18 protein-coding genes and 1 tRNA gene are annotated in these 17,605 nt (G+C 59.2%); 2 read left to right on the forward strand and 17 right to left on the reverse strand.

Translation table 11 applies throughout. The features are described 5' to 3' along the window. Nucleotides 1-56: 56 nt before the first annotated feature. The 6 genes from HU806_RS18775 to HU806_RS18800 form a co-directional block, all read right to left on the reverse strand. Complete coding sequence (locus HU806_RS18775; RefSeq protein WP_186613185.1) at nt 57-1,295, reverse strand: methyltransferase; 1,239 nt, start codon at nt 1,293-1,295, stop codon at nt 57-59. After that, nucleotides 1,276-1,965, reverse strand: coding sequence for an ABC transporter permease (locus tag HU806_RS18780; RefSeq protein ID WP_186613187.1), 690 nt, complete (start codon nt 1,963-1,965; stop codon nt 1,276-1,278). Before HU806_RS18780 ends, HU806_RS18775 begins: the two co-directional genes overlap by 20 nt. Beyond that, nucleotides 1,962-2,657 carry an ABC transporter permease gene (locus HU806_RS18785; protein WP_186613189.1) on the reverse strand — a complete coding sequence of 232 codons (696 nt, stop codon included), beginning with the start codon at nt 2,655-2,657 and terminating at the stop codon, nt 1,962-1,964. Before HU806_RS18785 ends, HU806_RS18780 begins: the two co-directional genes overlap by 4 nt. A 78-nt stretch (nt 2,658-2,735) precedes the next feature. Beyond that, nucleotides 2,736-3,491, reverse strand: coding sequence for an ABC transporter substrate-binding protein (locus tag HU806_RS18790; RefSeq protein WP_186613191.1), 756 nt, complete (start codon nt 3,489-3,491; stop codon nt 2,736-2,738). 13 nt (nt 3,492-3,504) lie between these two features. Next, nucleotides 3,505-4,278: an ABC transporter ATP-binding protein gene (locus tag HU806_RS18795; protein ID WP_186613193.1), complete on the reverse strand. Its 774-nt coding sequence runs from the start codon at nt 4,276-4,278 to the stop codon at nt 3,505-3,507. Nucleotides 4,279-4,577: 299 nt separating this feature from the next. Then, nucleotides 4,578-5,078 (reverse strand): hypothetical protein, encoded by a 501-nt coding sequence (locus HU806_RS18800; RefSeq protein ID WP_186613195.1) that lies wholly within the window; start codon nt 5,076-5,078, stop codon nt 4,578-4,580. Nucleotides 5,079-5,394: 316 nt separating this feature from the next. Between HU806_RS18800 and HU806_RS18805 the strand changes: the two genes are divergently transcribed. Further along, nucleotides 5,395-5,835, forward strand: a complete 441-nt coding sequence (locus HU806_RS18805) for a carboxypeptidase regulatory-like domain-containing protein (RefSeq protein WP_186613196.1) — start codon at nt 5,395-5,397, stop codon at nt 5,833-5,835. A gap of 9 nt (nt 5,836-5,844) precedes the next feature. On the opposite strand, the gene HU806_RS18810 is transcribed toward HU806_RS18805, so the two are convergent. The 11 genes from HU806_RS18810 to panM form a co-directional block, all read right to left on the reverse strand. Beyond that, complete coding sequence (locus HU806_RS18810) at nt 5,845-6,291, reverse strand: hypothetical protein (protein WP_186613198.1); 447 nt, start codon at nt 6,289-6,291, stop codon at nt 5,845-5,847. Between the two features lie 34 nt (nt 6,292-6,325). Continuing rightward, a complete protein-coding gene (locus HU806_RS18815) occupies nt 6,326-8,560 on the reverse strand; it encodes an ATP-binding protein (RefSeq protein ID WP_186613200.1) in 2,235 nt (744 codons plus the stop codon). Further along, nucleotides 8,557-9,162 (reverse strand): biliverdin-producing heme oxygenase, encoded by a 606-nt coding sequence (locus tag HU806_RS18820; RefSeq protein WP_186613202.1) that lies wholly within the window; start codon nt 9,160-9,162, stop codon nt 8,557-8,559. The genes HU806_RS18815 and HU806_RS18820 overlap by 4 nt, the downstream gene beginning before the upstream one ends. A gap of 49 nt (nt 9,163-9,211) precedes the next feature. Next, complete coding sequence (locus HU806_RS18825; RefSeq protein WP_186613204.1) at nt 9,212-10,306, reverse strand: PDDEXK nuclease domain-containing protein; 1,095 nt, start codon at nt 10,304-10,306, stop codon at nt 9,212-9,214. 196 nt (nt 10,307-10,502) lie between these two features. Beyond that, nucleotides 10,503-10,910 (reverse strand): hypothetical protein, encoded by a 408-nt coding sequence (locus HU806_RS18830; RefSeq protein ID WP_186613206.1) that lies wholly within the window; start codon nt 10,908-10,910, stop codon nt 10,503-10,505. A gap of 61 nt (nt 10,911-10,971) precedes the next feature. Further along, nucleotides 10,972-11,301 (reverse strand): DHCW motif cupin fold protein, encoded by a 330-nt coding sequence (locus tag HU806_RS18835; RefSeq protein ID WP_186613208.1) that lies wholly within the window; start codon nt 11,299-11,301, stop codon nt 10,972-10,974. A 116-nt stretch (nt 11,302-11,417) separates the two neighbouring features. After that, nucleotides 11,418-11,493 (reverse strand) — tRNA-Phe (locus tag HU806_RS18840). Nucleotides 11,494-11,595: 102 nt separating this feature from the next. After that, a complete protein-coding gene (locus HU806_RS18845; protein WP_186613210.1) occupies nt 11,596-11,868 on the reverse strand; it encodes an oxidative damage protection protein in 273 nt (90 codons plus the stop codon). Further along, nucleotides 11,865-12,932, reverse strand: a complete 1,068-nt coding sequence (gene mutY, locus HU806_RS18850) for an A/G-specific adenine glycosylase (RefSeq protein WP_186613212.1) — start codon at nt 12,930-12,932, stop codon at nt 11,865-11,867. Before mutY ends, HU806_RS18845 begins: the two co-directional genes overlap by 4 nt. Next, a complete protein-coding gene (locus tag HU806_RS18855; RefSeq protein ID WP_186613214.1) occupies nt 12,929-15,154 on the reverse strand; it encodes an AsmA family protein in 2,226 nt (741 codons plus the stop codon). The genes mutY and HU806_RS18855 overlap by 4 nt, the downstream gene beginning before the upstream one ends. Nucleotides 15,155-15,264: 110 nt before the next feature. Further along, nucleotides 15,265-15,663, reverse strand: coding sequence for an aspartate 1-decarboxylase autocleavage activator PanM (gene panM / locus HU806_RS18860; protein WP_186613216.1), 399 nt, complete (start codon nt 15,661-15,663; stop codon nt 15,265-15,267). A gap of 262 nt (nt 15,664-15,925) precedes the next feature. Between panM and HU806_RS18865 the strand changes: the two genes are divergently transcribed. Further along, nucleotides 15,926-17,587: an OFA family MFS transporter gene (locus tag HU806_RS18865; protein WP_186613218.1), complete on the forward strand. Its 1,662-nt coding sequence runs from the start codon at nt 15,926-15,928 to the stop codon at nt 17,585-17,587. The last annotated feature ends 18 nt before the right edge of the window (nt 17,588-17,605 follow it).

Here is a 17,605-nt window from a genome sequence, read left to right on the forward strand (position 1 = left end):
ATTGCGGTTTCGTTGAATCCAAGGCTATTTCATCAACAGAGTTATCCACAGCCTGTTTAGCCTGGCCGCCGCTCCGCCAGCAGCATCATATTCCTCGGGGTGAGGGGTGTGTCGCAGAAGGTGCCCAGGCGAACCTCGTAGCCCTTTTGTACGAGGAAGAGCGCTCGATCCAGCACCAGCCAGAGCTCCAAGGGCCGTCGGAATAGGCCTCGCACCAGTTCAAGGTTGCGCACCTGCGCCAAACGCTGGTTACCCGCAGCCTCTAGTGCTTGCCAATCAGGCGAGCCGGTTGTGGGTAAATGCTTGAGGGCCGCGAGATCGATGCAGTATTGGGCGAAGGTTTTTTCCAGCCAGGCGCTGGGGAGCGACGGCGTGGGTAAGTAGTCGTCGCGCCCTGTGATCTGCCGTTGCAGCAGGTCAAATCCCAGGCGTCGAGCCATGGATGTGTCCCGTTGGCGTCGGACGCGGGTACCAGCGGTGATGGTTTCGGTCTGCGGCAGGCTGAGATCATCGAGCGATAGTTGTAGGGCAGAGCCTTTGGCTGCGTCGGACAGCGGCTGATGCTCCGAGGCGCTGATACGGTTGTAGCAGCACGGTGCGATCGCCATGTTTGCGCAACCGCTGGCGCTCGCCAACTGCATGAGTCGCACGTGCAAGTCACCGCAGGCGTGCAGCGCTACGGGCGTGTGTTCGGGCTGAATCGCTTGGGCTGCATCCGCCGCCAGCACGTCTTGCTGCCGATGCGTGGCGGGCAAGCGGTGGCGTTGGCTCAGTTGCTGGCCGCTGACGACCAGGGCTGGATCGTATTCCAGGCAGGTCAGTTGCTGGTTGCCCTGTAGTAGTCGTCGACCGAGGTGACCTTTACCGGCGCACCAGTCCAGCCAGTGAGTCGGTTGCGCGGCGAAGTGCAGGCGACTGGCGAAGGCTTCAATTTGTTGCCATTTGCGACCGGGTACATCGACGTTGAGGCGGTGGATTGACGCTTGCAGCTCCTTGGCCGGCAATTTCGGAACGGCGCTCAAGGTGCAGGAAATGGCCGCCAGCTCAGGGAATGGGGCTGGTGCATCTTCGATCAGCCAAGGTTGGTGATGGTCTGCTTCTGCATTCTCCAGCGAACGCTGGCGTAGCCATCGGGCCAATTCGGGGTGAGACGTTTCCCAAGGCAATTGCAGATGAGTGAAGGGGCGCGGTTTCCAAAGGGCTTGGTGCGCCGTAAGAAAAGCATCCAGGGCCATGAAACGGGCGAGCAACGCCTCGCCCATCAGCACGCCCGCGTCAACGTCCCTGGCAAGCATCGACGCGTAACCAGCGTTCCAGCTGCTTGAAGCCTTGCACCAGGATGAAGGCCATTAACAGATAGAACATGCCGGCCGCGAAGAAAATCTCTACCGGCATGTAGGTCCGGGCGATGATGGTGCGCGCCATGCCGGTGAGTTCCAGCAGGGTCACGGTGCTGGCCAGGGCGCTGGCCTTGAGCATCAGGATCACTTCGTTGCTGTAGGCCGGCAGGCCGATGCGCGCGGCGCGCGGCAGGATGATGTAGAGCAATGCCTTGGGACGCGACATGCCCAAGGCCCGTGCGGCTTCGATCTCGCCACGGGGAATGGCCTGGATCGCGCCGCGCAGGATCTCGGCGATGTAGGCGGCGGTGTGCAGGGTCATGGTGGCCGTGGCGCACCAGAACGGGTCCCGCAGATATCGCCACAACGCGCTGCTGCGCACGGCATCGAACTGCGCCAGGCCGTAGTAGACCAGGAACAACTGGACCAGCAACGGAGTACCGCGGAAAAAGAAGATGTAGGCGTAGGGCAATGCCCGCACGTACCACAAGCGCGATGAGCGGGCGATACCCAGCGGAATCGCCAGTAACAGGCCGGCGATCACGGCGATCGCTACCAGTTCAAGGGTCAATGTGGCGCCCTGGGCCAGCTTCGGCAGCCACTTGATGATGACGTCCCAGTTCATTGGGTGCTCCTGGTAAATCCACGGGCGGCGCGTCGTTCCAGCAGGTGCATGCCGATCATGGCGAGCACCGTCAGGCCCAGGTACATGAAGGCTGCGACCATATAGAAAGTGAACGGTTGCTTGGACACGGTCACGCCGATTTGCGCATGACGCATGATTTCTTCCAGGCCGATCACCGAGACCAGCGCGGTGTCTTTCATCAGGATCATGAACAGGTTGCCCAGGCCGGGCAGGGCGATGCGCCACATCTGCGGCATGATCAACCGGGTGAAGATCCGCCACTTCGACAGGCCCAGGGCGACGCCGGCCTCGCGATGGCCCTTGGGAATCGCCAGGATCGCGCCGCGAAACACTTCCGTGGCGTAGGCGCCAAAGCACAGGCCCAGGGCAATGACCCCGGCGGCGAAGGCGTTGAGGGCAAGGTCGGGGTTGCCGAAGTATTCACCCAAGGCACGCATCAGGTTGACGGTGCCGAAATAGATCAGCAGCACCCAGAGCAATTCCGGAATGCCGCGAACCAATGTTGAATAAGTGCCGCCCAGCCATTGCAGCGGCTTGTATGGAGAAGTCTTGGCCAGGGCACCGAGCAAGCCGAGCACCAGCCCCAGGCAGAGGGCCGTGAGCGCTAACTTGACGGTCATCAGAACGCCAGCGACGAGCGCCGGGCCGAATCCGTAGAGATCGATCATCATGGGTAAGAATTCATATCGCGGCAGGCTTTGCTAAGGGCCGGCGCTGCCAGATGGCTGCGCCGGCCAGGCACGTCAGGATCAATAGATGCTGAACGGGAAGTACTTGTCGTTGATCTTTTTATAAGTGCCGTCGGCAATGATTTCCTTGAGCGCGGCGTTCAGCTTGTTGCGCAGTTCGTCGTTACCCTTGCGCACCGCAATGGCGATCTTATCGCCTTCAACCACTGGATCGCCCTTGAATTCGTAAGCACGGCCAGCGTCGGTTTTCAGCCAATCGTAGTTCACGTATTTGTCCGCCAGGATCGCGTCGACGCGGCCGGAGGTCAGGTCCAGGTAGGCGTTCTCCTGGGTGTCGTACAGCTTGGTGGTGACATCACTGCCCAGTTCATCTTCCAGCCACGTGCCGGCAAGCGTGGAGCGCTGTGCCCCGATGACCTTGCCTTTGAGAGACTCTTTGTCGACTTTGAATTCGACGTTTTTCGGAGCGATGAATTGCAGTTTGTTGGAGTAGTACGGGTCGGTGAAGTCCACAGCTTGCTTGCGCTCTTCGTTGATCGACAACGAAGAGATCAGGAAATCGAACTTCTTGGCCATCAGGGCCGGAATGATGCCGTCCCAGTCGGAAGTGACCACTTCGCACTCGACTTTCATCTTGGCGCACAGGGCGTCGCCGATATCTTTGTCGAAACCCACGACTTGGCCACTGGCGTCCTTGTTGTTGAACGGCGGGTAGGCTGCTTCGATGCCCATTTTCAGTTTGTCGGCGGCCATGGCGCTGGCCGAGAAGACCAGGCTGGCAGCAGCGGCCAAGAGAACTTTCCTGTAGGTCTGCATATGTACTGCTCCGTTAGCGGTTGCTGGACATGAATTGTTTGCAGCGCGCCGAAAGCGGGCTTTCGAAGACCTGCTGTGGCGATCCTTGCTCCTCGACCAAGCCCTGGTGAAGAAACACGACTTCGCTGGATACCTGACGAGCGAAACCCATTTCGTGGGTCACTAGCAACATCGTGCGACCTTCTTCGGCCAGGGCGCGGATCACACTAAGTACTTCCTGGACCATTTCCGGGTCAAGGGCGGAAGTGGGCTCGTCAAACAGAATCACTTTGGGCTGCATCGCCAACGTACGGGCAATGGCAGCGCGTTGCTGCTGGCCACCGGACAATTCGGCAGGGTAGGCGTGGCGTTTGTCGGCGATACCGACCTTGGCCAGCAGGGCTTCGGCGACTTCAGTGGCTTCGGCCTTGCTCTGGCCGAGCACCCGGCGCGGGGCTTCGATGATGTTGTCCAACACGCTCATGTGCGGCCAAAGATTAAAGTTTTGAAATACAAAACCAATCTCGCTGCGAATGCGGTTGATCTGCTTGCCGTCGGCGGCTACCAGCTCACCATTTTTAGCGGCCTTGAGCTTGAGCTCTTCACCTGCCACAAGGATCTGGCCCTGATTGGGGTTTTCCAGCAGGTTTATGCAGCGCAGGAAAGTGGACTTGCCGGAGCCGGAGGAGCCCAGGATCGAGATCACGTCGCCATCGCGAGCAGTCAGCGAGACGCCTTTGAGCACCTCCAGCTGTCCGTAGCGTTTGTGCAAGTTGCGGATTTCAAGCGCGGGCGTGGCCTGGGCCATGTGCGGTCCTCATGATATGTGCTCCCTTGCTGTTGGCAGCCTTCCTGGCGAGGCGGCCAAGCTAGCATGCGTCCGAATGGCCGCCAACAGCGCTACGGGCGGTAAACCGGCGATGTGCGGCAGGTTGTCGCATCGGCGCAGCAGACTGTCGCGCCATCAACAACCTAACGGCCGTTTGAACCTGGGTTGCCGGGGAAAAGTCCGGGGAGTCGCGTAAAAAAAGGCGCGATGGTGCCAGCTTTGGGCGGGGGTTGGAAGGGTTAATCGGATGAGCGTTATCGCCATGAAAGTCTGTTGGGTTATTCGGGAACGTCCTCGAGACCCCACAATATTTTGAGCACCTCTTTGAAGCTGGCTCGTGCAGTTTCGAAATCCGCCTGTACTTCAGGGCTGTGAAACCAATGCTCCGCGGCTTCCTGATCGATATCGTCAGCCCATCTTCGGTAAGCGATCAGGGTATTTTCGGTCAGAATCTGGACCGCCATGGCTTCGTTTTCAGCATTTTCATTATCCAGCAGCTCGGGCTGTTCACTCGTCATGGCAAGAAGTAATCCCATCATCCTGACCATCATGTTGATGCGATCCTCATTTTCTTCGGCATCTTGCATCTCATAAAACACTGACAGGAAATCTCTAGGGGATTCTTCGAACTCGTCTTGCAGGGCATCCAGGAAGTACGGATCGTCGTATTCGGGAAGATCAAAACTGGCGGTAGCAGGTTTTGCACGACTGACGCGTAGTTGCTTGGCTTTTGCTTTTGCACGCTTGGCGCGTTTCTGTTGCTTGTTCGCGGAGGCCATGGGCGTGGTTCCGTTATTTGTTGATGAAAATTAGGTGGTGGTATCGAGCATGGATTCGATCATCAGACAGGCTCGCGTTCGTGATTGGCAGGCTGTTTACGCTCTGCCATGAAGTCTGCTGTCGCGTTATCGCCATCGAACCAGCTATCCCAGCGGTTTTAAATCATAGGGCAATGCAGGGATATGTATACGGTATATACCGGCTGCAAGAATGATCTGGTCCTAATTAATAGTCCCAATCGATCTAAACCTTAACGCGCAACGGTGCTCCAAAAAGAACTCATGTGAGTTGTTTCCAGAACCTGGGGTCTTCGCCATGAAGCTCATTAGCTACTTTGTATTGCCCTTCGTTGTCCTGCTGTTCCCCGTTGTGCTCAACGCCACTAACCTCGCGCCCGTAGGCAACACAGGCGTCCAGGTCCAGCCCACGCAGCAGAACGGCATCACTTATCTGTCCGGCGGTATCGGCGAGGACGAAGCCCGGGCCATCGGTCAGGCTCAGGGTTACAACCTGCATATGACCTTCGCGATCGGTCCGGAGAACAAATACGTCCCGGATGTAGACGTTACCGTTCAGAAGGTTTCAGGACAGGCAGTGTTGACGCTCAGTGACGCCGGACCGCTGGTTTATGTGCAACTGCCACCGGGCAAATACACGGTGGTGGCAACTCGCAACGGCGAGGAGCGGCGCGACACCGCCGAGGTAGGCAGCGGGGCCGCACGCAAGCTGGTTTTCCATTGGAACAGTAGCGAATAGCGAGTCGACTCACTCGCTGGCGGGCTCTTCCATCGATTGGCGATAACGGTCCAGCGCTTCGCTGAAGTCCTTGATGAACTCCGGGGTGCTGAGCCAACGCTGCGCCGCCTCGCGGTCCATGTCGTCGGCCCACATGCGGTAGTCCACCAGCATATCGGCTGCCAGGTTGGTGGCGGCCATGCTTTCGTTTTCGGCGTTCTTCAGGTCCAGCAGGCCCGGGCGCTCGATGATCATTTCGCTGACGTTCGCCAGCAGCGTGTCGAGCATCTCGCTGCGACTTACGGCCTCGGCTTCGCGCAGTTTGGCGAACAGCTCCAAGACGTAGACGGGAGGCTGGGCGGTAGCATGGGCCGGATCGCCATACATGGGGATGGATTTGCGTCCCGTCATGCGGATCTGCTTGGCTTTGTCCTTGGCACGCTTGGCGCGTTTCTGCTGTTTGTTCAGTGAGGCCATTGTGCTTGGGTTTCCAATTCGTTAGGGGGCTGGCTCAATCGATCTTGGGCACGGTGAAGCGAAATTCGCTGCCCTTGCCTGGCTGGCTTTCGGCAAGCAGTTTACCGCCATGGGCCTGGACAATCCCTTTGGAAATGTACAACCCCAGACCGGTGCCGTTCGGGTTGCCTTCCTTGGTGGTCCAGTAGCGGTCAAAAACATGAGGTAACAGTTCAGGCGCGATACCTTCGCCGGTATCGCGGACGCTGAACACGATCTCATCGCCCGCCGACATGGCGCTGATGCCCACGGAGCCTTGCTGCGGGGTGAATTTGATGGCGTTGCCGATCAGGTTGGACAACACCTGGAACAGCCGCTCGGGATCGGCATTGATCCTGAGGTTGGGTTCGGCATGGAAAGAAATATCGATGGACTTGGCGCACGCCAGTGGTGTCAGTAGCGAGCATGCATCCTCGAATATCTGGCTGACGTCCATCGGTTGTGGATTGATGGTGTAGCGCCCGGCATCGATGCGCGAGGTGTCGAGCAAGTCTTCCAGCAGCGCATTCATGCGGCTGGCGGCTTGTTGCATGGTGTCGATGGCCGATGCAATTCGCTTTGAACTGTGGGAACCGTCGGAACTGAACGCCTTTTGCATCATGCCGCAGAGCATGGAGATGACGGTCATCGGGTTGCGCAGGTCATGGGACACTACGGCCACCAGGTCATCGCGGGCCTGCACCGCCTGGCGTTCCTTGCGCACTTGGCGGGCCAGATCGTTTTCCAGCGCCGAGCGACGCAGGTCGTTGGCGGCGAACAAGTCGCCATGGTCCCATTTGGCGCTGATGCCGTCCGTCTCGACTTTCCAGATTTCAAACGAGGTTCGCGGGCGCAGGCGCAATCCGGTCTCGCTGTTTTCGAGGTCGAGAGGCTTTTGAGGATCGCCACTCCAGTTGATGGTTTGCTTCACTTCGGGGCGGAACCACAGCACGCCGTTTTCCACGGGTTTGGGCAGGTGAATTGCCAACACACCGCTCGCTACGTCCTGATAGGCCTTGGCCGGCTCGAAAATGCTGGCCAGGTTGTGGTGTGAAAATACCGGTTGGCCTGTTTCCATGATCCATTTGTGCAGCGCGCGGATCTGTTCCGGTTCCGGGCATTGGCCATGGCGATGTAGCTTGTTGTCCTCGAAGATGGCGACGCCATGGGCTCCGGTCAGCTTCATCAATCGTTGCGGGTCGCGGGACAAGCCGTCGAATACGTTTTCGCTGGACTCGGCCAGGATGGCGGCAAGTGCTTGGAGGTCTTCAAGCTTTGCGTCCCGTTGGCGGGACAATTCAAGGGCTTCCATGGCGCTGATCTGCAGCGACAGGATCTGGCCGATGGTCTGGCAGGCCATACGCATTTCATGGGGCACAAGCAATGGCTGGCGATTGCCACAACTGATCAAACCCCATAATTGCTCGCCCTTCATCAAGGAGATGCTCATGGACGACAGCACGCCCATGTTCTTCATGTACTGACGGTGGATTGGCGAGACGCTGCGCAGCGTGGAAAAACTCAGGTCCAGCGGCGCCTGGGTGTCGGGGCGCAACTCGGGCACTAGCGGTTCCGGCGCATAGTCGGCGTTAGGAATGATGCGCAGCCAGTTGGTGCGATAGAGCTCACGCGCTTGCTCGGGAATGTCCGACGCGGGGAAGAACAGACCTTTATAGAGTTCCATCGATGGCGCGCTGGCCTCGGCAATGACCTGCCCGTGCCCTTCTTCCTCGAAGCGATAGATCAGGACGCGGTCGTAGCCGGTCATGACCTGGATTTCCCGTACACTTATTTCGTACAGGGCTTGAAGGTCTTTCGCGCTTTGCAGGCGTTGCAGCATGCGGCCCAGGTTGGCCTCGCCACTGACACCTTCGGGACGGTAGTCGCTCAGGTGTTGTTCCAACTCAACGATCAGGGCGCCCTGATGGCGATGCACCAGGGCATCAAAACGCTGCTGGTTCGCGACAATGGCCACGGGCACCTTGCCGCTTTCCGGGGCGGCGCGACAGGCGACGAGGATCGCCTCGGCCTGTTCCAGCCCCAGTAGCGCATCCAGCGTCTGGCCCAGCAGCCCATGGGGCTCTCGCCCCATCAACTGCAATACGTTGGCGCTGACCTGGCGAATCACGAAATCGGGTTCGGACAGCATCAGCAATACGCCATGAGGTTGAATGGTACCGGGGAAACGAATCGGCTCGTCTGCGCAATTGGCCAGCAGCTTTTCGAAAGCTTCTTGATCTTCCAGGTTCATAACAGGACCTCCTGACTGTCCAGCCAGCTTTCAAAACAGATAAAGGTTGCCTTCGCGGCGCGTGTGGCTTCGAGCATTTGCTCGTTGCCAAGGTTCCGATCACCCAGAAACTGAAGAAAATCCTTCCAACGTCGGCCGGTCAGCTCGCCATAGATATCGAGGAAAGCAGCACCGCTCGATGCGTCGAGTCCGAGCTGTTCGGCCACCCTGCGTCGCAAGATCCGGCCGCCCAGCGTTGCGCCTTCCAGCACATAGGAAACGCCGAGGGCGGCGGCGGGCGAATCGATTTGCGGAAGACGCTGACAAGTGGGCAATGCATCAATCGCTGCTTCGTCCAGGCCCAGCGCCACGAGATCGCCCCGCAACACCGGTAACTTGATGCGCGGGGATTGATCCAGCCCAGTCGTTCCGAGCGCGGGGGCGTGGAGCCGTCGCTCCAATGGCCGATAAAAACCATAGTAGGCCGCCATCAGGCGCTGATAAAGGCTGAGGTCCAGGTGCTCGGAAAAGAACGGCAAGCGCTTCTCCAGGGCGACATGCAATTCAGCGGTTTCGGCCCGCAATGCCTGGATCAGAGAAGAAGGAGCGGACGATGAAAACATGCAGAATGAAGCTCTTCGAGTGGAGCGTTGGGAAAAAAGCGCATCAATCTTACACAGGTTCGCTGGGTGGACGATCGCCAGTTGGCTTTATTTCATCAAGTGCCTGACCCTGCTGCCGCTCCTCAAGCCGCGCCCGTTCGCGATCCAGCGCCTTGCGCAGTTCTTCTTCGGTGGGAAGCACCGGTTGGTATTGGCTTGCGAACAGCTGTTCATTGCCCTGCAAAACCGAATAACGCACCACCGACTCATCTTTTTGCGCGCAGAGAATGATGCCCACGGTGGGTTTGTCGTCGGGGCCGCGCTTGAGGTCATCGTAGAGGCGCACGTACATGTCCATCTGGCCGATGTCCTGGTGGCTGAGCTCGCCACGCTTGAGGTCGACAATCACAAAGCACTTGAGCAGATAGTTATAGAAAACCAGGTCGAGGTAGAAGTCTTTGCTTTCGGTGCTGATGCGCTGCTGGCGGGCGACGGAGGCGAAGCCTTTACCCAGCTCCAGAAGGAAGCCTTGCAACTGATCGATCAAGGCCTGTTCGAGATCGGTTTCCAGCAGCATGCCGGCGTTGGGCAGCCCTAGGAACTCGAGGACCACCGGATCCCTGACGATGTCCCGGGGGCCGAAATCCAGCTTTTCAAGATGAGCGACCGCTTCCTGCTCCACCGCGGGCCGGTCGCGGCTTGCCAGGAGGCGTTCGTAATAGAAGGTGCCAATCTGGCGTTCCAGGGCGCGAGTGGACCAGTTTTGAGCGACGGCTTCGTTCATGTACCAGCGGCGTGCATTCGCATTTTCGACGCGAAGCAGCGTTCGATAGTGAGTCCAGCTCAATTCGTGACGCAGTGCGTCACAGATCGGAAATGCCTGATAAAACAGACGCATGTAGCGCAAATTCGAAGCGTCAAAGCCTTTCCCAAACCGCGCCGTCAGCACCTTCGCCAGCGACGGTAGCAGCTTTGCGCCATAAGCCGCCCGATCGGCGCCTCCCTGCTCGAATTCAATGATGTGCCGACCGATCTGCCAACAAGTCTGTACCTGAAGCGTATCAACGGCCCGAAGGACTTTCTGGCGTGCCTGGCGAATCAGCTCGCCCAAGTCGTTGATCAAGGGGGCGAGCTGTGGATCATCTTGGGGTAGTGTTGGCGTCATTGAAGTGTCCGGCCATGAAAGGGGGCGGACAAGAATGCGCCACGGCAATTGTCGATGATGCCGGACGGAGCTGATTGCTTGGGCGGAAAAATAACTGATTCAAGCAGGACGGATATGACGCCGACCTATGCGGGCTAACCTTGGCGAGTAGGAACTTTCCACGGAGCGTGTCAGCCATTGCAAGCCATAGGTGCGGTCAATCCTGGCGTTGTGTCAACGCCTGGGACGCCGCCACATAATCAGCCTGGAATTGTTTGCTTTCCACCCAGTCCAGCGCGGTTTGCTCATCGACGCCCGTGGTCAGGCGACGATATTCGATCAACGCGGTAAAGATGAAGTCGGTCGCTTCTTCCTCACCTTCCTGCTCCAGCACAAGTGCAAGGAGCGGATGCCCCAGGAAGGCTTCGCACATGGCCTGCTGGCTGTTTTTTTCGGCGGTGCTCATGAGCTGGAACAGGTCCGACAGGTCCACGGTTTCCAAGTCGATGCGCTCGTCGTTCGGGTCCAGGAAGTCGTTCGGCGCAGCAGCTCGTTGAATGCGGTTGTTCTTGGCCTTCACCTTGGCGCGTTGGCTGCGTTTCTGCTGTTTGTTCGCCGATGACATGGGCGGATTCCTGATGGATAAGGGCTTCTATCCTACAGCTTCAGCGCCGACGCTTCGAATCTCAATCCACCACGAAGAGCGTGGCGCCTGTCGAAGTTGAAGAGCGGTGGGGCTCGGCCTGGTCGGCTACCTGGTAGCTCATGCCTGGCTTGAGCAAGAATTGTCGGCCGTCTTCGAGTTCGGTGTTCAATTCACCCTTGAGGCAAAACAGGATGTGGCCCTTGGTGCACCAATGGTCAGCCAGATAACCCGCCGTGTACTCCACCATCCGCACCCGGATGTTGCCGAATCGCTGAGTGCGCCAATAAGCGGTTCCGGTGACGCCTTTGTGTTCGGTGGGCTCGATGCTTGACCAATCGGTGGTGCCGAAGGGGATGCCGGTGATATCCATGGCGACTCGCTTGCAGGAGAGGGAGCGAACGAATGTAGCTGAGTCGACGAGGCCCGGGAAGAAAATCCCAGGCAATAAAAAACCCGATCAATTTCTTGATCGGGTTTTTCGGTATTTGGTGCCCAGAGACGGAATCGAACCGCCGACACGGGGATTTTCAATCCCCTGCTCTACCGACTGAGCTATCTGGGCAACGGGGCGCATTAAACGGGTTTTTCAGGGGGGCGTCAAGCGAGTTATCAAAAAATATTTAATTATTACCGTCGCTTACGATCCGCTACCGCGCTGGGCGGCTTATTCGGACGGCGGCACGTAGCCCTCGGCCTTGGCGTATTCCTCGCCGGAAAAGTACTTGTCCATCTCGCCCTGCAGATATTTGCGATCTTCGGCATTCATCATGTTCAGGCGTTTTTCGTTGATCAGCAGGGTCTGGTGTTTTTGCCAGTCGGCCCAGGCTTTGGCCGATACATTGTCGTAGATGTCCTGGCCCTTGGCGCCGGGAAATGGCGCGCGCTCCAGGCCTTCCAGTTGTTCTTTGTACTTGCGGCACATGATGGTGCGGGTCATTGCAACTCTCCTGCGTTCAATACGGCGGCCGCGCGTTCAAGCAAGGTTTTCACCGGGGCGGCGAGGCCCAGGCGCGGCGGGGTGGCGAGGTTATACCAGAGCCAGTCGGCCTCGGCCACGAGATGGCCGGTTTCCCGGACCCGGACCAGCCAGGGCTCGATTGCCAACTGGAAGTGGCTGAAGGTGTGTATCAGGCTTGGCATTTGCTGTTGCTGGCCTAGCTCCAATGAATGTTGCAGGGCCAGGTGTTGCAGATCATCGAGGTCATCGAGTTCCGGCAGGCTCCACAAGCCGCCCCATAAACCGATGGAAGGGCGGCGGTAAAGCAAGATGGCGCCTTCGCGATTGGCCAGCATGGGCATCAAGGTGCGCTTCTTCGGCACTTCCTTGCGTGGCTTGGGAATCGGATAACGTGTCTCCAGGCCCAGCATGTGGGCTTCGCAGCCTTGCTTCAGCGGGCAGAACAGGCAGCTGGGTTTGCTGCGGGTACAAAGTGTGGCACCCAGGTCCATCATCGCCTGGGTGTAGGCGTTGACTCTATCCTGGGGGGTGAAACGCTCGGCAGTGGCCCAAAGCTGTTTCGCCACCTTGGGTTCGCCCGGGTAGCCCTCTTGAGCGGTAAAGCGCGCCAGCACCCGTTTGACATTGCCGTCGAGGATCGGCGCCCGAAGACCCATGCTGATGCTGGCGATGGCACCCGCGGTCGATAGGCCGATCCCTGGCAGCTCGGTGAGCTTTTCCACATCCCGGGGGAATTCGCCGCCATATTGCTCGACGACAATTTTCGCGGTTTTCTGCAAATTGCGCGCACGTGTGTAGTAGCCCAGTCCCGTCCACAGGTGCAGTACTTCATCCTCCGGCGCGGCCGCGAGAGCCTGGACGGTGGGCAGGGACGCCATGAACCGGTCGAAATAATTGAGCACGGTGCTGACCTGGGTTTGCTGCAACATGATTTCAGAGACCCACACCCGATACGGGGTAATGCCCTGTTGCCAGGGCAGGTCATGGCGCCCATGGCGGTCGAACCAGTCCAGGACCGCGACGGAAAACTGCTCGGATGTCATCGCTTGAACAGCCCCTTGAGCGCGTCTTTCAACTCGGGGCTGACCTTGTCGCCCAGCTTCTCGTCAATTTTGTCGCCGAGGCGGTCGCCGGCCAGTTTCGCCGCAACCTTGCCCAGGCCATCGTTGTCCAGGCGGCAGGCTTTCGCGCCCAATTCCAGCGGACCTCGGCAGCGCAACGGCCATTCGACATCGACGTAGCGTTCGTTGACCTGGCAGGCCGGATCGGGCATGTCGCTCTTGTCGCCTTCGACGATGACGCCGACGCGGTAGTCCATGCCCAGTACGCGCAAGTCGATGTCACCGTTACCATTGACCATCATCCCGGGAATGCGCACTTTCAGGTCCGGGTTGCTGGCAACGCCGTTGTTGAAAGTAAGATTGCCGTTGAGCTGCTGGAATGGCGTGTCCTTGCCTCGCGGTTCGCCACTGAGGGATTTGCGGTTCAGCGTGGCGATGCCTTTGCACAATTGCTGTTCAAGGTTGGCGTTGAGCAGCATGCCATCGTTGATGACGAACCCGGCTTTGCCGTTGAGGCTGTCGATCAGGGCTTTCTGGCTGTTGCCGCTGGCGGTCACGGCGCTGTTGAGTGTCACCAGGCCCTTGACGGGGGGATTCTTACCCTGGCTTTCGATGATTTTTTCCGCTGGCACGCGATTGATGCGGGTTTGCAGGCCCAGCTGCGGCGTGGGCTGGCGTACATCCAGGGTGCCCTTGGCTTCGAAGTTGCCGTTGTACAGATCGCCACGCAGGTTCTCCAAGGTCAGCAGGCCGCCTTGGCCGTTGGCCTTGAGGGAGGCATTCTGGATGGGCAGCTTGTCGAGGGTCAGCTGGCCGAAAGTCAGGTCGGCATTGACGTCCAGCTTGCTCAGGCGCTCCACCGGAAAGAGCCGGTCGTTGCTCCAGGCGCCTTGGGTCGGGGCGCTTGGCAATGGTGTGCTGCCGGCGCCAGCCATGGCGCTGGCCTCGGTGTTGCTGACCTCGGCCTCGCGGGCGGCCTTGGAGCTGTCGGCTTCGGCGGATTTTGGCGGCAGGTAGCGATCGACATTGAACGTGTCGGCCTTGAGCTGGGCACGCAGGGATTGCTTGGCGATGTCTTCCACGGCGATGCGACCGTTGAAGGTGCTGTCGTCGATCTTGAGGTTGATGTCGTTGAGCTCGACGCTGCTTGGCGTCGCTGCAATGCGGCTCGCCAGTTCGATCTTGCTCAGGCTGCCTTCAGCCATGGCGGGCATTTTCTGACCGACACTGTCGACGAATTTCGCCAGATCGAACGAGGCGATCGAAATGCCGCCGTTCAATTGCGGCGTTTTGTCGAGATCGTTGACTTTCAGCTCGCCGAGGGCGCGCAGTTGATTCAAGGAAAGCTTGAGTCCGGTCCATTCGGCGACGTTTGCCGCTTTATCCAGGGAAAGTTGCCCCTGTGCCGCGAAACTTACCGTCTTGCCTTGCAACGGGTCTCCCGTGGCTTCGCCAGACAGTTTCAGGTCCTCGAACCGGTAGCGTTGCACGGCGCGCTCGAAGCGCAGTTGGCCTGTCACTTCGGTGCGCACGCGAACGGCAGGCTGGTTGCTGGACAGGAAAGCCGTGAGGGTAACCGGGATGTTGGTGGAGTCGTGGATCGGTCCGGTGCTCAGCTGGATGCTTTCGGCGGTGAACTGCTTGCCGGTCTGCTCGTCGGTGTATTCCACCCGCGCGTTGTTCACGGTCAGGCTGTCGATGTCCAGGCGGGTTGGCTGGGCCGGTTTTTCCGCCGGTGTGCTGGCAGGCGGGGATGGTTGCTCGACGGGAGCCGGCGTGTCTGTGGTCGATGCGACCGCGGGAGCCTTGCCGATGTCTTCCCAATTGCCATGGCCGCTCTTGTCGCGGTTGAGTCGCAGATTCAAGCCTTCAACGCGGACATCGCTCATCTGCACTTCGCGGCGCAGCAGCGGCATGACCCGGACTGACAGTCCAAGCATCTGCAGGTCGGCGAAAGGTTGCGTGGGGTTGGCCAGGGTGGCGACGCTGGCTTCGTGCAGTTCAAGACCCAGCCACGGAAACAGGCTCCAGCCAATGTCCCCATTGAGTGTCAGCTCAATGTGGGCCTTGTCGCGGGCTATCTGGCGGATCTCTTCCTTATAGTCGTTGGGATCGAAGAGGTGGGTCAGGGCAAAGCCCAGGGCCACAATGATCAGCAACAGCCCGAGAAGTACCAGACCCAGGATTTTGCCGAACGCTTTCATGGGCGAATCCTTGTAGGTTGAGTTCAAATTTTGCCCGGGAGTATAACGTCCCGGGTCGATGGAGCGTTGGGTGATCTGTCTTGCCGTAGACCTGCCGGGCGTAGACCTGGCTAGCCAACATCCAAGGGCAACTTAAGCTTCGCCGCCAATGCCTGGGCCTCCAAGTGCCCGGCCGGTGCCGAGAGTCGAAGCTCGACATGTTCGTGCCGGGCCATCCTCAGCGCTTCGATCACCAACCGCTCGGCCACGCCACGGCGGCGGGTGATTTTTCGCACGCACATCTGTGACAAGTGCCAGGCGTCCTGGTGCCGTTGAAGGCGTGCCGCACCGAGCAGCCGATCATTGAAACGGGCCGCGATCAGCGAGCCTTCTGCCAGGCAAGCGCTGATCAATTGCGCTGCATCGTAGAACGGTTCCAACAGCCAGGTTGGGGCGTCCTGGTAGATTTTCTGCAGGTCCTGCTGATCCTGACCAGTGGCGTCATTCAGGTGCTCGACAACGATAGGCATGGAAAATCCTGAAATATAAACGAATTAACCCCTACAGAAAGCGGGCGGAGGCGCGATAAGACGAGTGACAGGAAAAAGGTGATATCACTTTGGTTTTTCTGTCACTAGCAAATGTTAACCTTTGTCAGTTCGCCCGTCCTTCTGTGACGTGATGTCGCACTAAAATGGAGCTTCACCACAAAAATACAGCCATGCCTGCGTGCAATGGAGGCTGAGGGTGATGCATGGCTGGCGAACCATTCCAATAACTGGGGGATACACAATGAGCACGAGCATCACGGCGGACGGCATTGCCGACCAGCCAGCGTTCCTCTCCAAGGAGCGCATCATCGCCAAGCCGGGTTTCAACCGCTGGCTGGTTCCACCGGCCGCACTGGCCATTCACCTCTGCATCGGCATGGCCTACGGCTTCTCGGTGTTCTGGTTGCCACTGTCCAAGGCCTTGGGTATCACCAAGCCTGTGGCCTGTGCGCCAGATATGAGCTTTATCTCGCAAGTCTTTTCGTCCCAATGTGACTGGCCGATCTCGATGCTCGGCTGGATCTACACCCTGTTCTTCATCTTCCTGGGTTGCTCGGCAGCCATCTGGGGCGGCTGGCTGGAACACGCCGGGCCACGCAAGGCCGGCGTTGTATCGGCCTTGTGCTGGTGCGGTGGCCTGCTGATTTCCGCGCTGGGTATCTATACCCACCAGATCTGGCTGATGTGGGTCGGTTCCGGGGTGATCGGTGGTATCGGCCTGGGCCTGGGCTACATCTCGCCGGTGTCGACCCTGATCAAGTGGTTCCCGGACAAGCGCGGCATGGCGACCGGCATGGCAATCATGGGCTTCGGCGGTGGCGCGATGGTCGGTGCTCCGCTGGCTGCGGCGCTGATGAGCCACTTCGCTTCGCCGACTGGCGTGGGCGTCTGGCAGAGCTTCCTGGTCATGGCCGCGATCTACTTCGTGTTCATGATCGGTGGCGCCTTGTCGTACCGCGTGCCGCCCACCGGCTGGAAGCCTGAAGGCTGGACCCCGGCGCCGAAGAAAGCCGCGAACGCGATGATCACCCATCGCCACGTTCACGTGAACGTCGCCTGGAAAACCCCGCAATTCCGTCTGGTATGGCTGGTGCTGTGCCTGAACGTATCTGCCGGTATCGGTATCCTGGGCATGGCTTCGCCACTGTTGCAGGAAGTGTTTGGCGGCAAGCTGCTCGGCAATGACCTGCCGTTCGGTCAGCTGGACGCGGTGCAACTGGGCCAGATCGCGGCCATCGCGGCCGGTTTCACCGGTCTGTTGAGCCTGTTCAACATCGGCGGCCGGTTCTTCTGGGCGTCCTTCTCGGACTACCTGGGCCGTAAAAACACCTATTTCGTGTTCTTCGCCCTGGGCTTTGCCCTGTACGCGCTGATCCCGAACCTCGGTCACCTGGGCAGCGTCGCGCTGTTCGTGGCGGCGTTCTGCATCATCCTGTCGATGTACGGCGGCGGTTTCGCCACCGTGCCAGCCTACCTGGCGGACCTGTTCGGTACGCAAATGGTCGGTGCAATCCACGGTCGCCTGTTGACTGCTTGGGCTGCGGCAGGCGTGCTGGGTCCGGTACTGGTGAACTACCTGCGTGAATATCAGTTGAGCATCGGCGTTGAACGCGCCGCGGCCTATGACATCACCCTGTATATCCTCGCCGGCCTGCTGGTACTGGGCTTCCTGTGCAACCTGATGGTTCGCCCGGTCGCCGACAAGTACTTCATGACCGACGCCGAACTGGCCGCCGAACAGGCGCTGGGCCATGACAAGGGCGCCGACAGCACCACTTCGCTGGAATGGAAAGCCGCAGCGGGCACCAAGCCCCTGGCGATCGCCGCCTGGCTGGTGGTGGGCATTCCGTTGGCGTGGGGTGTGTGGGTAACCTTGCAGAAGACAGCGGTGTTGTTCCGCTAAGACAGTTGCCCTGGCTAT

It is taken from the genome of Pseudomonas sp. SWRI154 (genome assembly GCF_014268645.1).
Taxonomy (GTDB): Bacteria; Pseudomonadota; Gammaproteobacteria; order Pseudomonadales; family Pseudomonadaceae; genus Aquipseudomonas; species Aquipseudomonas marvdashtae.

Excerpts from the sequence above, each read along its gene's own strand:
- HU806_RS18790 (WP_186613191.1), bottom strand. The coding sequence starts at position 3,491 with ATGCAGACCTACAGGAAAGTTCTCTTGGCCGCTGCTGCCAGCCTGGTC.
- HU806_RS18810 (WP_186613198.1), bottom strand. The coding sequence starts at position 6,291 with ATGGCCTCACTGAACAAACAGCAGAAACGCGCCAAGCGTGCCAAGGAC.
- HU806_RS18830 (WP_186613206.1), bottom strand. The coding sequence starts at position 10,910 with ATGTCATCGGCGAACAAACAGCAGAAACGCAGCCAACGCGCCAAGGTG.
- HU806_RS18865 (WP_186613218.1), top strand. The coding sequence starts at position 15,926 with ATGAGCACGAGCATCACGGCGGACGGCATTGCCGACCAGCCAGCGTTC.
- HU806_RS18845 (WP_186613210.1), bottom strand. The coding sequence starts at position 11,868 with ATGACCCGCACCATCATGTGCCGCAAGTACAAAGAACAACTGGAAGGC.
- HU806_RS18820 (WP_186613202.1), bottom strand. The coding sequence starts at position 9,162 with ATGTTTTCATCGTCCGCTCCTTCTTCTCTGATCCAGGCATTGCGGGCC.
- HU806_RS18815 (WP_186613200.1), bottom strand. The coding sequence starts at position 8,560 with ATGAACCTGGAAGATCAAGAAGCTTTCGAAAAGCTGCTGGCCAATTGC.
- HU806_RS18835 (WP_186613208.1), bottom strand. The coding sequence starts at position 11,301 with ATGGATATCACCGGCATCCCCTTCGGCACCACCGATTGGTCAAGCATC.
- panM (WP_186613216.1), bottom strand. The coding sequence starts at position 15,663 with ATGCCTATCGTTGTCGAGCACCTGAATGACGCCACTGGTCAGGATCAG.
- HU806_RS18795 (WP_186613193.1), bottom strand. The coding sequence starts at position 4,278 with ATGGCCCAGGCCACGCCCGCGCTTGAAATCCGCAACTTGCACAAACGC.
- HU806_RS18785 (WP_186613189.1), bottom strand. The coding sequence starts at position 2,657 with ATGATGATCGATCTCTACGGATTCGGCCCGGCGCTCGTCGCTGGCGTT.
- mutY (WP_186613212.1), bottom strand. The coding sequence starts at position 12,932 with ATGACATCCGAGCAGTTTTCCGTCGCGGTCCTGGACTGGTTCGACCGC.
- HU806_RS18855 (WP_186613214.1), bottom strand. The coding sequence starts at position 15,154 with ATGAAAGCGTTCGGCAAAATCCTGGGTCTGGTACTTCTCGGGCTGTTG.
- HU806_RS18780 (WP_186613187.1), bottom strand. The coding sequence starts at position 1,965 with ATGAACTGGGACGTCATCATCAAGTGGCTGCCGAAGCTGGCCCAGGGC.
- HU806_RS18800 (WP_186613195.1), bottom strand. The coding sequence starts at position 5,078 with ATGGCCTCCGCGAACAAGCAACAGAAACGCGCCAAGCGTGCAAAAGCA.
- HU806_RS18825 (WP_186613204.1), bottom strand. The coding sequence starts at position 10,306 with ATGACGCCAACACTACCCCAAGATGATCCACAGCTCGCCCCCTTGATC.
- HU806_RS18775 (WP_186613185.1), bottom strand. The coding sequence starts at position 1,295 with ATGCTTGCCAGGGACGTTGACGCGGGCGTGCTGATGGGCGAGGCGTTG.
- HU806_RS18805 (WP_186613196.1), top strand. The coding sequence starts at position 5,395 with ATGAAGCTCATTAGCTACTTTGTATTGCCCTTCGTTGTCCTGCTGTTC.